11 protein-coding genes are annotated in these 14,311 nt (G+C 39.5%); 8 read left to right on the top strand and 3 right to left on the bottom strand.

The annotated features are described in order from the left end of the window. Positions 1-21: 21 nt before the first annotated feature. Complete coding sequence (locus AC1DNH_RS08980) at positions 22-936, bottom strand: FecR family protein (protein WP_477625321.1); 915 nt, start codon at positions 934-936, stop codon at positions 22-24. 68 nt (positions 937-1,004) lie between these two features. Beyond that, a complete protein-coding gene (locus tag AC1DNH_RS08975; protein WP_477607935.1) occupies positions 1,005-1,565 on the bottom strand; it encodes an RNA polymerase sigma factor in 561 nt (186 codons plus the stop codon). A 670-nt stretch (positions 1,566-2,235) separates the two neighbouring features. Here AC1DNH_RS08975 and AC1DNH_RS08970 point away from each other — a divergent pair. From AC1DNH_RS08970 to AC1DNH_RS08945, 6 genes are all read left to right on the top strand, one after another. After that, positions 2,236-3,285, top strand: a complete 1,050-nt coding sequence (locus AC1DNH_RS08970) for a hypothetical protein (protein ID WP_477585644.1) — start codon at positions 2,236-2,238, stop codon at positions 3,283-3,285. A gap of 258 nt (positions 3,286-3,543) precedes the next feature. Continuing rightward, complete coding sequence (locus tag AC1DNH_RS08965; protein WP_477607933.1) at positions 3,544-5,856, top strand: hypothetical protein; 2,313 nt, start codon at positions 3,544-3,546, stop codon at positions 5,854-5,856. A gap of 29 nt (positions 5,857-5,885) precedes the next feature. Continuing rightward, positions 5,886-6,779 (top strand): aldo/keto reductase, encoded by an 894-nt coding sequence (locus AC1DNH_RS08960; RefSeq protein ID WP_477607931.1) that lies wholly within the window; start codon positions 5,886-5,888, stop codon positions 6,777-6,779. Continuing rightward, positions 6,780-7,952 carry an enolase C-terminal domain-like protein gene (locus tag AC1DNH_RS08955; RefSeq protein WP_477582669.1) on the top strand — a complete coding sequence of 391 codons (1,173 nt, stop codon included), beginning with the start codon at positions 6,780-6,782 and terminating at the stop codon, positions 7,950-7,952. Between the two features lie 14 nt (positions 7,953-7,966). After that, complete coding sequence (locus AC1DNH_RS08950) at positions 7,967-9,526, top strand: sodium:solute symporter family transporter (protein ID WP_477625320.1); 1,560 nt, start codon at positions 7,967-7,969, stop codon at positions 9,524-9,526. Between the two features lie 6 nt (positions 9,527-9,532). Then, positions 9,533-9,964 carry an L-rhamnose mutarotase gene (locus AC1DNH_RS08945; RefSeq protein WP_477582665.1) on the top strand — a complete coding sequence of 144 codons (432 nt, stop codon included), beginning with the start codon at positions 9,533-9,535 and terminating at the stop codon, positions 9,962-9,964. 370 nt (positions 9,965-10,334) lie between these two features. Here AC1DNH_RS08945 and AC1DNH_RS08940 read toward each other — a convergent pair whose 3' ends face one another. Continuing rightward, entirely contained in the window at positions 10,335-11,201 is an 867-nt protein-coding gene (locus tag AC1DNH_RS08940; RefSeq protein WP_477582663.1) for an AraC family transcriptional regulator, read from the bottom strand. 483 nt (positions 11,202-11,684) lie between these two features. Here AC1DNH_RS08940 and AC1DNH_RS08935 point away from each other — a divergent pair, with 483 nt between their 5' ends. After that, the gene (locus AC1DNH_RS08935) at positions 11,685-11,933 is read left to right on the top strand and encodes a hypothetical protein (RefSeq protein WP_477582661.1); all 249 of its coding nucleotides are present in this window, start codon (positions 11,685-11,687) and stop codon (positions 11,931-11,933) included. A gap of 88 nt (positions 11,934-12,021) precedes the next feature. After that, positions 12,022-14,166, top strand: coding sequence for a glycosyl hydrolase family 95 catalytic domain-containing protein (locus tag AC1DNH_RS08930; protein WP_477625319.1), 2,145 nt, complete (start codon positions 12,022-12,024; stop codon positions 14,164-14,166). Positions 14,167-14,311: the final 145 nt, after the last annotated feature.

Raw genomic sequence — 14,311 nt, 5'->3', positions numbered from 1 at the left:
TATTTAGGGGTTGATTTCTCTTTAATAGCAAGGTTTTCCGGAGATAAACACCGAGTCCTTTTTAATTGTATAATGGATAGGTTGGATGGTTTTTAAAACCTGCAGTACATCCGTTAAGCTTTGTTTTTTGGTAAACCTGATACTGTTCTCGCAGTTGCTGAATACTTTGGGATCGTAAATTGCCTTTATGCTGAACCGGTTTTCTATGGCCAGCATTATTTCTTTGAAATAAACACCATCCAGATTAAAATCGCCATGCGTCCAGGTAACGGTATTGGCCGATTTTACTTTCTGTGTGATAGCCTTATGGGTGCTTCGGTTAAAAGTTAACTGTTCATCGGGCCTAAGCGTGTTTAGTGCCTTTGAGCTTTCGTTTACCTGTACCTTTCCCCTGGTTACCGTTACGGTAATGTTTGGCAGTTCTTTATACGATTTGATATTGAACGCCGTTCCCAATACTTTGGTGCTAATGCCTCCTGTATGTACAACAAATGGTTTGGATGCATCGTGCGCAACATCAAAATATGCTTCCCCTTCTTCCAGATAAACATTGCGGCTGTTGATGAATTTAGCAGGATATCGGATAGTACTGGCCGCATTAAGCGTTACTGTACTATGATCGGGAAGTAAAACCTCTAAAACCTGTCCTTTCTGTGCCTGTACGGTGATGTATTCGGTTTTTCCATTCTCTTTGGCGTAATAGTTGTAACCGACGAATAAAAGCGTACATACACCCACTAAAATAGCTGCAGCTTTATATCTAACCGCCCATAGCCTGATGGTATGTTTCCTGTCGCTCGCTTCCTGCCTATCAATGCTTTGTTGTAACCGTTGATAAATCTCGTGCCTGATCTCTTCGCGTTCTTGCTCATTATCGATGGACGACGGGTGCTCAGATATTTTAAATCTTTTGTAAAATTCTTCTTTCAACGGCATAATTTTTTAAGATGATAGCCTAAAGACGAACTGATGTTTACAAAGTACCAGAGGTATGTTTAATTTTTTTAAAATAGAAATGAACAAAGGTGCTGGCTTATTTTTTGGCGCAGGCGCTTAAGTGCTGTACTTAGTTGATTTTTAACCGTTTGCGAAGAAATTGATAAGCGCCCTGAAATTTCCTCAATAGAGAGATTTTCTTCGCGGCTCAAACGGTAAATTTCTTTCATTTTTTCTGGTAGCTGATCTACCTGCTCGTTTAAAAAACTATTGAGCTCGTTGTAATACACCTGATCATAAACAGTGTCCTGGTATACCGTTGATGCCTTGGCAATTTCATTAATCCTATTTAACCGGTTTGCGGTTAACCGCTGTTTATCGATGATTTTGTTTTTTAAGGTGATAAACAGAAAACCTGAAAATGAACTGTAAATATTTAGCGAAGTCCGGTTATTCCAAAGCTGTAAGAAAATATCATGAACGATATCTTTGGCGTCTTCTTGGTCTTTTAGTTTTTTATAAGCAATATCATATAACATTTCCCAATATCTGCAATAGAGCTCGTCGAATGCGGACATATTACCGCATTTTAAAAGCTCAATTAAAATAATGTCATCATATAATTTCATTATCTTAAGCGATAGGGAACTGGAAGAAAACGAAGAAAAATACTTTACTCATTTGCGGTCTTGTCGATAAACAAAGGGATGGTCAGATACCCTAATAATTCAGATAATTTTTCTTTCAATGGCTCAATATTTAAAACTTGGTCGATTAAAGACGTATAGGGGTTGCGAAAGTACCAGATAGATGATGATTTTAAAAGAATAAATGAGCTAAAGTGCTGGCTTATTTTGTACGTATGCTAATGATTCATTATGGAATACAAAGATCTTTCTTTTGTTATCCCGTAACCTAAGATTATGTTCTGCTCTTATTTATAATGTGCCCGTTTGATTATGACGCCAAAATAGCATTGGTCTTTTGGTTTAACTACTGTTATCTTCACCAATACTACTGTTTTTTTGATACCAGTAACTTTGTCTATGATTTTTGTCAAATCTATTTCCTGATAGTGATGCGATGTCCCGGCCATTTCATCAGGAACCTAAAGAGTAGCCTGTTCAGATAGAATATCCCGTTAGGTTTATAGCGTCCAGCCTCCACGATCAAAAAAGCATAGGTATTAGTTAAATTTGAGGTAGTTTAGTTTTTGATATCATTGAATCTTTATCGTGGTGAAATATTTTTAACAAAAATTTAGCCTAATGATTAACATTTAACCTAAAAACCCTACCCATGAAAAAACTTATTCTTCCATTTTTGATTATTTTATTTGTTAGCTGCAAGAAGAGCAAAACAGAGCCTGAAGTTCCCACGCCAGCAACCACAACTACCGTATATAATTTTGACAGCGATAGCAATTCCGGTTTGATGTTTACAGACGGAGAATCTATGGCACAGCTTACCTCAGAAGCAAGGCGGTATGAAATTGGCAAAGTTTTGCGCGTGAAAGCCATAAATGCAACCACAATAGAGGTGGCTAATTTTGCGCCGGTTGATATTACTGATGCCACTATATTGATGACTGTAGAAGGACAGGCAAAACCGATCAGGCTTTTCAAGATCGGAAAGATCAGGGCACATGCTATCAAGGAGATTAAATATTCTTTTATAGAAGGGAGTACCAAATTTTTGAATGTTGAAGGACAGGAAGTAGATTTAGCACAATATAAAACTACAGGTATTCCAGCCGAAAAGGTATCCTTTGATTTCACAGGAGATACAGAACTGATCAAAAAGCTTAAATCGCTGGCTAAACTGAAATGGAAAATTAAGTTCGAAGATTTTGATGTTAATGACGACCCCACGAATAACTGGAAGGAGAACATTAATGCAAAAGACGTAAGGAGGTTCACTGGTTTGCTGATTAACTTGGCTTATATGCTCCAAGCGGACACAACCCAGAAAGTATTTTTGGCTGAGCCAATTACGGATAATAATAAAGTTTTAATGACAACTGAGCAGAAACAACAGGCTTTTAACAATATCCTCAATATCTCTACAATGAATTGTGGCGTTGTGGTGAACGTTTCGGGCCTCGGAGGCGGTAGCACTTTTGGTTTGGCCGAGTACTTGTTGCAAAAATATACGACCAGAAATATCTGTTACGAATCAATACACGAAATTGGCCATATGGTTGGCTTCTCCCACGATTCAAGCATGACTTATCCAACTTCAGATAACAGGGGGGCAGTTGTGGCAACGGGAAATGTGTACCTGGCAATGATTGCGCAAAATATGCTTCCTATCAAAACGGGCAATTATTACAAACCATCAGATTTGTAGAACTGCAACAGTAAAAGGATTTTTTATCCAATAACGATGTAGACTTTAACACTTAAGAAGATTTACTTTTTTATTTAAAGCCGAAGAACTGTGCTGCCATCATGATCAATTGTTTAAAGATTGATGTTTTTGGTAGCACAGTTTTGAGCGTTTGCTTTTAATAGGCCGTTGCGAAAAAAACATAGGTATTAGTTAAGTTAAGGGTAGTTTAGATTTGGCCAAAATTGAACCTTTACAGGGACGAAATTAATTATGAGCATGAAGAACTTAAAAGTATGGTCGATCGGTTTGTTAACGCTAAGCCTTAGTATTCCTTCTATTGCTCAACAACCGGTTAATCAATTGTTGAAGAATTTAAATGGTTCTTTAAAAGTATCAGTGAAAGAATTTAATGGGACTGATTTATTAAGCGAACATATTTTTCATAAAAATCTCCTTCAAACTAAAACAGGCAGCTGGGTTTTACAGTTAAAAACAACAAGCTCTCCCAAGCAACGGGATGTTATAGAAACGGTTGCCACCTTCCGCTTGAATAGCGGTTTAGCAAAATCTACCGCGGTTGCTGTTTCATTCGATTTTAGCAAGTGGAACCCGAAAAATTATGTACTTGTTCCGGCTGCGGTATACAATGGCAACCGATATAGATCAATTGGTAATGGTTATAATCCAGATTATCCAAAGGATATGTATTACAACCCCAAGGTACCGCTTACCATTTCCAATAATCCAAGGCTTTCTATTGAAGATGGAAAAGCATCACTTATTGAGCTACAGAGTGGTAATGTGGCTACTCCAGCCATGTGTTTTTATTCAACTTTAGAGAAGAAAGGTTTTATTGTGCTTACCGAGCAGTTGACAAAATTGGGTGCCAACGGCTTAACGATTAGTGAAACTGCAAAAAAAGATAGCTGCTCGTTCAGCGTTTCTGCTCCTGCTATGCGCAAAATGGCCGCGGGATTTGGCGATTTTCATCTAAGCGGAGATCTTGCTCCAGACTGGAAACAAGGCGATGAAGTGGAACTGAAGTTCAGGGTGTATGTATTTAATGCCGAAAATATCCCGGCACTCTTAAAGAAATTTATGAAAGTGCGTAAAAGCCTTTCAGGCTTAAATCATCCGCGCAATTTATTGCCCATGAGCAAAACTTTTGAAATGGCTACCAATATATGCAAGGGCAATTTTGTGCAGGTAGAAGCGGGCTCTTATTATCTGCCAGAAAATAATAAAAATTTTCAGCTGGGTTGGGTGAGCGGAATGATGAATACCTATCCCATGCTGGCTTTGAATGATAAAAAGGAACGCGAAAGAGTGATGGCCGAACTGGATTTTGTGGTAACTAAACTCCAGGGGAAAAGCGGATACTTTTTTGGAGGGATCAAGGCAACAGGTGAGCTTATCCCTGAAAAAATGTCGCCAAACTTTAAACCTGTACAAGCTATGGTGCGAAAGAATGCAGATGCACTGCTCTGGCTAACCAAACACTTGTTATTGTTAAAGGCACAGGGTTATGGCACCAGCATTAAGCCTGAATGGGAAAACGCCGCAAGAAAGCTGGCTGCTGCTTTTGTCCGTACCTGGAAAAAGGATGGTGAATTTGGGCAGTACATTGTTCCCGAAACCGGAGAAATTGCTGTATATAATTCAACTGGAGGAGCAATCGTGCCTGCAGGTTTAGCTATGGCCTCCGATTATTTTAAGGAAAAAGAATGGATGGAGGTTGCCGCCAATGCTGCAAAATTTTATTACAAAAGAGATATAGAAAAACAGGGATTAACCGGTGGTCATTGCGGCGACATATCACAGGATGCAGATGCTGAATCTACATTTGGGTTTTTAGAATCATTAATGGCCCTGTACTATTATACCGGACAAAAGGAATGGTTGGACCGGGCAGAGGTTCAGGCGGCACTAGGAGCATCATGGGTATTTTCTTACGATCCGGTTTTTCCACCAAAAAGTGCGATAGGAGGTTTAAAGAGTAATATGGCTGGTGCCATTTGGGCAAGTATTCAAAACAAACATGCAGCCCCAGGCATCTGTACAGCCTCTGGCGATTATATCTTCAAGTTATTCAGGGCAACAGGAAATGTGCTGTATGCCGACCTGATCAGGGATATTCAGCATGCCCACGCCGAGGCAATAAATATGCCCGGACATATCACAACCAATTACCTGATCGGTTCTTCCATGGAAAGGATTCAATTGAGCGATGCGGAAGGAAAGGGTAGTATTGGTAACTTTATACAAACACGTAATTCCTGGACCGAAACAAATGGTATGCTGATGGCCCTCGAAATACCGGGAATTTATCTGAATGTGGATACGAAGAAATTGTACGTTTTTGATCATGTTAATGCCCAGCTCCTGTCTGGTGATGGTTCCGGGATGATTTTAAAGCTCCAAAATTCTACCCAATATGACGCCGATGTATCGGTTATGGCAGAAACAGAAAAAGAGAAATTAAAGCCGATGGGCTATACCGCATTTTTAGGCTGGCCTAAAGTTAAGGTTAAAGCAGGCGAAACCATTCAGGTAAAAATTAGCCCTTCAAACGGCATTACAGTTTTATAGGTAACATATTATCGTCAATAAATTAAATAATGACAGGCTCAGTAATAGACAATGTAATTTTGGGAACTGCTGCCTTGGGCGGGATCTGGGGGAAGATTCGACCTGAGGAATCGGCTGTAACCATTTTTTCAGCACTCGAACAAGGCATTCAAGCCATAGATACGGCACCGGCATATGGCGATGCTGAAGATATATTGGGGCAGGTGCTCCGCCTATGGGAAGGTAAGCGCCCACAGATCAGCACCAAAGTTGGGCGTAAGAAATGTTATGCTGTTGACGATGGTGACTATGATTTTAGCCCTGAAGGGATGTTGAGAAGTGTAGAAAATAGCTTAGAAACACTTGGAATCCCTACTATCGATATTCTTTTTCTTCATGATCCAGATGCTATTATTCAGTCCGATATAGAAGAAGTTTTAAAGCAATTGGAATACTTTAAGCATATGGGTTATGCAAAAAAAATTGGCTTAGGTGGAAATCCGCCGCAATGGCTAGAACCCTATCTTCAATCAGATCTCTTCGAGGTAATTATGGGCTTTAACCAGCTTAATGCCTGCAAAATTGAAGCTTTGGATACGATCATTCCTTTTTGCGCCCAAAACAATAAGGCATATTATGCGGCAAGCCCTTTGAATATGGGGCTGCTCGGGGCTAAATTTTCTGAATTTACAGCCTCTTCACCGTATTGGCTTGATTTGGATAGTGTAGCACAGGCTAAAAAGATAAATACAATTGCCGAGAAGTACCATATGCCGCTCCATGAATTGGCCCACCGATTTCTTTTTACAATTGATGGGGAGTTTAAAGTGGTTATGGGCGCAACAGATAAAAAACAGTTAACAGATACAATTAAGGCAATAGAGAAAGGTCGATTGTCTCCAGAAGTATATGCTGAGGTACTTAAAACGCTAAATCAACGATAGATGTATAATATAGACAACGAGATTTTTGATATAAAAAAGATTCGGATAAGGGTTTTAGAAAAGGTTAAGGCCATAACTCCGTTTCAGGATGCTACTATGGGCCCCTTCCCGCACTATTCGATATCCATTATTACCATTGAGGATGCAGACGGAAATATTGGAGAGGCGCCCATATACAACAGCTATACCAATATACTGGAGACATGCCTGTTTCCCATATTATTCCATAGTAAAGGTATGCCTTATCAGGAATTCTATCCAAAATTATACTGGTCTATCCGGAATGAAGGATTTAAGGGAGCCGCCTCGGCCTTACTCGGCCAAATTGATATGGCATTGTACGATTTAGCTGCCAGACGCAAAAAAGTTCCCTTACATCAATACATAGGAGCTCTTCGCAGCGATGTGAAAATGTATGGAAGCGGTGGCGGAACAAATTATAGCCTGAAAGAATTAGAAACAGAAGCTGGCCTATTTATAGATGCGGGGGTTGATTGTTACAAAATGAAGGTGGGAAAGGATTTTGGGAAGAAGTTGAATGAAGATATAGAACGGGTAAAATTTGTAAAAAACCTCCTTGGGCCTAAAATTAAGCTTGCTGTAGATGCCAATCAGATTTGGTCTTGTGGCCAGGTATTTACATTTATCGATGCTGTTGGAGAAGAAAATATTCATTGGCTGGAAGAACCGATCCATTCGGCCGCTTACGATCAGATTGAGTTGCTCTGTGGTAAAACCGCTCTTACCATAGCTTATGGGGAATCAGAAAGAACCTCGAAAATTTTCAGGACACTGGTAAATAGCGGAGTGAAACATTTGCAGCCTGTTCCCACGCAGTTGGGAGGTATTAAAGAATGGTTAGAAATAAGAGATCTTTGCGAAACGGAAAAACTACAGTTTTCTTCAGGAGGATATTCGCTGTATTCAACCTTCTTAATGACCACCGCGAACAACAATGCCATGATCGAATACCTGTATGCTATTATGTACGGACTGGAAAAATATTTTCTGGTTAAACCGCAATGGAAGAACGGCAGATTTTTTCTCCCTGAAATAGAAGGACTGCCCGTAAGGATTGATTGGGAATATTGTAAAAAAGAAAATAAGATCATCCGGGAGCAGTTATGGGAACAACAAGATGTTCCGAAATATGCCCCCGTAGTATCCATGTAAAAAAAGAACCAGAAGTGAGTTTATCATTCAACTATATAGATTATTTAATTTTGGGCCTTTACGCCCTTGTCTTGTTCTTTGTTGGCTTCCGTTTTAGTAAAAAGGAAAAAAATGATGAGGATATTTTTTTAGGAGGACGAAGCCTGAAATGGTGGCAGATCGGCTTTTCTATGTTTAGTGCAAATGCCGGCCCGATGATGTTGATCGGTTTTGCTGGCATTGGTTTTTCACATGGCATTGTGGGCAGTAATTTCGAATTATTGGCCTGGATATTTTTAATGTTATTATCCATGGTTTTTCTGCCCTATTACCTTAAAGCCAAAATATCAACTATCCCACAGTTTTTAAAGATCCGTTTCGGTAACCGGTCTTATAATTTTCTGGTCATCTACAGCCTGATTTCGATATTGGTGGTATGGCTTGGAAGCGCCCTTTATGCCGGAGGCCTGCTCATTTCAGGGGTGTTTGATTGTTCGTTATTTACCGCAATTATCATAATTGCATTTGTGGCAACAAGTTTTACCGCTATTGGTGGTTTGAAGGCTGTGGTACGTACAGGTATTTTTCAATCTATCATTATTATTATATCCTCTATCGTACTTACCTTTTTGGGCTTTCAGAAAATTGGAAGCATAGATGCTTTGGTTAACCAGACACCAGAATCTTATTGGAAACTTTTTCTGCCGGCATCACACCCGGAATACTCATGGGTGTCGATTGTTTTAGGTTATCCGGTTGTTGCAATTTACTATTGGTGTGCAGATCAGACTATTGTGCAAAAGATGTTGGCCGCGAAAAATTTAAAAGAAGGACAATACGGAGCTTTGTTTATTGGCACGCTTAAAATAATAATGCCAATCATATTTATACTTCCAGGTGTAATGTGTTATGTTTTATTTAAAGATACGGCACAGCCTGATACGGCTTATATTACCATGATTAAAAGGCTGATGCCGCATGGTCTGCTCGGCTTAAGCATTGCCGCATTGATTGCAGCCTTGATAGATACGGTATCTTCGAGTTTAAATGCCTTCTGTACCGTTTTTACTTTGGATGTTGTTCCGCAGTTTAAACCACTTACTCAGAAACAACAGATAAAAATGGGCAAATGGATTACCATTGTGGCTGCAATTGCCGGGGTTGGTATTGCAATGCTTTTTTCTTATTCGGGCAAAAACTTTTTCGAATTAAGCCAGGGCCTTGTTTCCATCCTTTCGCCACCATTGGCAGTAGTTTTTCTGGCCGGAATCATCTGGAAGCGTGTAAACAGCATTTCAGTAGAAACGGTGCTTTATGGCGGAGGTTTCCTCTGTTTAGTGCTAGGTACCTGTCACGTATTAAATTATCCATACAAAGGCTATTGGCCACATTTTTTGCTATTATCATTTTATATATTTATGGCGTTAAGTGTTGCCATTGTAGTGTTAACATTAATTACAAAACCACCGGTGGTACAGGTGCAGCCATCACTTCTCGAAACTAAAACTCAGGTAGCCGACAGCTCAAAACCAATATGGTTAAGGTGGCTCTGCCTGGCGGTGATCATGATTTTTATTTATTTACTTTTCAACTAAATCAAAATGAAAAATGTATTCCTTCTGCTTATATACGTAATTTTTGGATGTGCCTTTTTAGGCTGCTCTTATCCGGGTCATGAAGGTAAAGAGGTTGAATATGCCGAAAAAGTATTTGTGGTGAACACGGTTGATAATCAAAAAAAACTGCAGGAATATTTGAAATACCACAAGAATATATGGCCGGAGGTAGAGGGGGGATTTAAAAAAGCTGGATTTAAAAGCATTAGCCTATACCGTTTTAACGACCTTATTGTGATGCGGGTTACCTTTCCAAAAGGTGCCGATCTAAATAAAATGAGCCAGTTGTCTGAATCTTTTAGTCCCCGCTGTGCTGAATGGAATAAATTAATGAATAACTATCAGAAGGGCGTTAACGGCACTTCACCAGGGCAGAAATGGGTTGAGGTTATTCCTTTTTATAAGTTCAGCAACTAATAACCTTAGTTCGATTATATTTACACATTGTGATCAATTTTTGGATTCATTTCCCTAACGCGATCGTCATGATGTTGTATCATAAAGGCGATTTCGCCTCAGACGTTGTCATGTTGAGCTTGTCGAAACACTTTAAAGCGTATTTAACAGGTCCTTCGACAAGCTCAGGATGACAAATCTATATTTATGATACAACCTCATCCTTCCTGCTAGATAGACCCTGAAATAAATTACCTTGGGTGAGCTCGCTTAAGGCTCGGTTTACTGCGTAGCTTTCCGCTGCGCTACAGGTCAGGGTGACGGCAGTGAGTTGAAAATATCTACAGAAGTATTTAAAGGGCATGTTATTAATTGAGTTCAGGTTAATAAATTAAGCGCTGATTTTATACTGTTTGATAAATTCCCTTGGCGATAAGCCTTTTACATCCTTAAAATGTTTGTTGAAATTGGAAATGTTATTATAACCACTTTGATAACAGGTTTCCGTTACATTATAATTGCCTTCCATTAACAATTTGGCTGCGTGCCCAACCCTTATTTCTTTAATAAACTCTACTAGGGTGCGGTTGGTTTTTTGTTTAAAGAACCTGCAGAAGGCACCTGTAGACATGGGTACAATATCGGCCACATCGTTCAATGATATGTCTTGTTTAAAATTTTTAAATATATAATCGAATACACGGTTAATTTTGTTTGCCTCGTTCGAAGTTTCGACAATACTAAATGAAGGCGAAGAGAGTGTTTTATAGGAGTCAGATCCAGCAAGCACATCTAAAAGCTGCAGCATTAAGCCCGCACGGTAAAGGCCTGTTTCAGATAACATTTGGTTCAGGATTGTTTTGACTCTCCCAATCGTTGCTCCGGTAAATAAAATGCCTTTTGCCGCATTTTTGAAAAGTTCGTTCAAACCGGCTGCCTCGGGCTTGGTTAATAGCTCCTTTCCCAGAAAATCAGGGAAAAAATGCAAAACAATCACCTTGGGTTCAGCATTAGGATTAATGGTACTATAATATTGCCAGCAATGTGGCAGATAACTTCCCAAAAGAACGAGTTCTGTTCCACTAAAGTCTTCAATATTGTCGCCTACAAAACGTTTTCCACAGCAATTTTCAATCAGGGCGATTTCAAAATTAACATGTGATTTTAATGAGGCATATTTTTTTATTTCCAGTATTTCCGAACGTACCGTAAAGGATTGATCGGGTGGAAAGGTGAAGTTCTCATAAATATACTGCATGCTGGTTAGTTGTTTTTTGGTTGACCGAGGGCGTTTGGTCTATATAAATATAACCTAATTTATTCACGAAAATAAGCAAATGCAAAAAAAACATCACAAATAATCAAATTAAAGGTAGTTGCACCAGGTTATTCTTCTGAGGTTTAGCCATCGGAGAAAAGACCATTGAAATTGAAATTCAAATGAATAACTTATGGGAAAATTGTTGAAAATATATTTAGAAGCGCTGGGTGCTATGTATATGGGTTTACCACAATATGAGTTAGCTCTGGTCAGAGATAAAAGCCGGAGGTTTTAAGAGTTGGTTTATCTTCAGTACTGGTTCTTTGTAGCAACTTTAAGGAAAAATAAATAAACCATCCCGGTGGCCGTTTTGGCAAATGCGGCAGGATGAATACGTCCTGCTTACATTTTGTTAACTGATAAATAAGCTTACCGAACTTCAGGGAACGTCTACTTCTTCCTTTACTTAACCCCCTAATGATGAAAAGAGCAAGATATATATATAAGCCCGACGAGAAAATAGAAGAAAATGTTATGTCTTCGGGAATAAGGATCAATAGGGATTTGTCGATCGACGAATTTGAATCCTTAACAGAAGGACAACTGGTATTAGATGAAAGCGGTATGTCTGCAATTCTCCTGAATGTAGAGATTGTAAGTCATTTAACTGAAAAGCATATTTACCTCAAACTTTCCTCTTGCCCCAAAACAATTCTCATTATCAAATAGTAAGTTAGTGAATGCAGGGTGTCCAGTCTGGAATGATGATGAAAAGCAATGACCAAATAACAGTAGCTTTGGGTAAATAAATTGAATAATGAAGGTATTAAGCCCTGTTTTTTTATTAATAATATGCTCCCTGAGCGCGTGGTCTCAGAACATTTGGACAAAACCACCTGGCCGTACACCTAGTGATGTTTCAATCGATGCACCGCTAATGGGTAACGGTGATGTAACGATGAGCGTTGGTTTTAAAGAGGGCCGTTTAAGGTATTACCTTTCAAAGAACGATTTCTGGCGTTTAAAATCAAAAGGCGATGGACTTTCAGGGCCACGTGTGATTGGTTTTCTGGATATTAAAACCGAAGGTTTTACGGATGATAACTTTTCAGCAGGACAGTCGCTCAAAAACGGCGTTACTTCCTGTTTGTTAAAAAAAGACAAGCAAAGCTTAACAGCACGGTCGTGGGTATCGGCAACCGAAAATCTGATCTTTATAGAATTAAGTACATCTGAAGAACCAGCTAAGGTATCTGTTCGCCTGAATGCTCCTGAAAACCCTCAAGCAAAACTGAAAACAGGCGAAACCAACAATGTTTATTGGCTTACACGCTCATTTAAAGATAGCGTTGATATTAAGACCGAAGTGTCTGTGGCCTTAAAAACAATCAATCACAGGGATAGTATTATCCTCTTGCAGCCAGGACAGAAAATAATAGTAGCACTTGCTATTGAAAGCAGATTTAAAAAACAGCACCCTTTAGGTGATGTTCTGAACAGGATAACTAAACTGGATGAAAACTCGGTTAAATCGGTATGGGATAAACACAATACATGGTGGGAGCGCTATTGGGAAAAATCAAATATCACCGTTGAAGATACTGTATTGATGAAAGCTTATCATCAGGGTTTGTATACCATGGCTGCCTGCAGCCGGGACCTGACATTCCCGCCAGGGATATTCGGTTTCACCACCACAGATAAACCTAGATGGAACGGCGATTATCATTTAAATTATAATTTTCAGGCTCCTTTTTATGCACTGTATTCAGCCAACCGTTTGGCGCAGGGCGAGCCGCATGATGCACCGCTTATTGATTTTATAGCCAGAGGGAAATGGTATGCAAAAAATATCAGTAACGCCCGCGGGATTTTGTTTCCCGTCGGTATCGGACCACTGGGCATTGAAGTTACCAAAGATTTTCCTTCAAAAGGTTACCTGCAGCATGGAGATATTGAGCAAGGCGGACTGTTTTTTGGTCAACGTTCAAACGCGGCCTATGGACTGCTTAACATGGCACAACAATGGCGCTGCACCTATGATGAAAAATACGGTAAAAAAATATATCCATATGCACTAGCCATTGTAGATTTTTGGGAGGATTACCTGAAACTTGAAAATGGCAGGTATGTTATTTATGGCGATGCCATCCATGAAGGATCAGGACATGATAAAAACCCGATTTTGTCGTTAGGACTCGTTCGAAATGCGTTTGAGCTGATTATGGATTTAAGTACTTCATTAAAAATAGACGCAGGCAGGCATGAAAAATGGAAGGATATTTTAGCACGGCTGAGCGACTTCCCTACACAGTTGCGCAACGGCAAAAAAGTATTCCGTTATACAGAGCAGGGAGTAGACTGGTGGCCTGACAACGGCTTGGGTATACAGCATATTTATCCCTCAAATGCGATTAATCTGGATAGCAACCCTGAAATGCTAACTGTTGCCAACAATACCATTGATGAGATGAAACGCTGGCAGGATATGAATACCAGCAGTAGTTTTTTTATGGCGGCAATCCGGATCGGATACGATCCTGTTGTTGTTTTAAATGAATTGCACAAATATGCGCAGCATACTTATCCCAACGGTTTCCAGTTAAATAATCCACACGGGATTGAAAACAGCTGTACCGTGGCCAATGCGCTTAACGAAATGCTTTGCATGAGTGCAGGCAATGTAATCCGTTTATTCAATGGTTTACCAAAAGGCCAGAATGCGAGTTTCGAGAATATCAGGACGTGGGGCGCTTTTCTGGTTTCTGCTAATCGCAAAAATGAAACCATTTCCAATGTTAACATCGTTAGTGAAAAAGGGAAAACCTGTGTATTGGTCAACCCATGGCCAAACAGGAAAGTACTCGTGATCAGAAACGGAAAAAAATCGGAGCGCTTGCAAGGGGATAAGATCTCGTTCAAGACTAAAATAAACGAAGTGATACAATTACAGGTATTATAAACCTGAGTTCGATTATTAAATCTCACTTTGTAACGTTTTAATCAAGTTTTCTGTTAAGTCGGTCGTCACCCTGAATTTATTTCAGGGTCTTTCCTGCCAAAAAAGATGCTGAAACAAGTTCAGCATGACGATAAGATTAGGAATA

The sequence above is a fragment of the Pedobacter sp. 01N310 genome (assembly GCF_056399805.1).
Note: the sequence above shows the minus strand (reverse complement) of the source record. Positions and strands in the feature narration are given on the sequence as shown.

What these genes read in the sequence shown, in the direction of transcription:
- AC1DNH_RS08975 (WP_477607935.1), bottom strand. Translation starts at nt 1,565, where the DNA reads ATGAAATTATATGATGACATTATTTTAATTGAGCTTTTAAAATGCGGT.
- AC1DNH_RS08945 (WP_477582665.1), top strand. Translation starts at nt 9,533, where the DNA reads ATGAAAAATGTATTCCTTCTGCTTATATACGTAATTTTTGGATGTGCC.
- AC1DNH_RS08960 (WP_477607931.1), top strand. Translation starts at nt 5,886, where the DNA reads ATGACAGGCTCAGTAATAGACAATGTAATTTTGGGAACTGCTGCCTTG.
- AC1DNH_RS08935 (WP_477582661.1), top strand. Translation starts at nt 11,685, where the DNA reads ATGAAAAGAGCAAGATATATATATAAGCCCGACGAGAAAATAGAAGAA.
- AC1DNH_RS08970 (WP_477585644.1), top strand. Translation starts at nt 2,236, where the DNA reads ATGAAAAAACTTATTCTTCCATTTTTGATTATTTTATTTGTTAGCTGC.
- AC1DNH_RS08980 (WP_477625321.1), bottom strand. Translation starts at nt 936, where the DNA reads ATGCCGTTGAAAGAAGAATTTTACAAAAGATTTAAAATATCTGAGCAC.
- AC1DNH_RS08930 (WP_477625319.1), top strand. Translation starts at nt 12,022, where the DNA reads ATGAAGGTATTAAGCCCTGTTTTTTTATTAATAATATGCTCCCTGAGC.
- AC1DNH_RS08965 (WP_477607933.1), top strand. Translation starts at nt 3,544, where the DNA reads ATGAAGAACTTAAAAGTATGGTCGATCGGTTTGTTAACGCTAAGCCTT.
- AC1DNH_RS08955 (WP_477582669.1), top strand. Translation starts at nt 6,780, where the DNA reads ATGTATAATATAGACAACGAGATTTTTGATATAAAAAAGATTCGGATA.
- AC1DNH_RS08940 (WP_477582663.1), bottom strand. Translation starts at nt 11,201, where the DNA reads ATGCAGTATATTTATGAGAACTTCACCTTTCCACCCGATCAATCCTTT.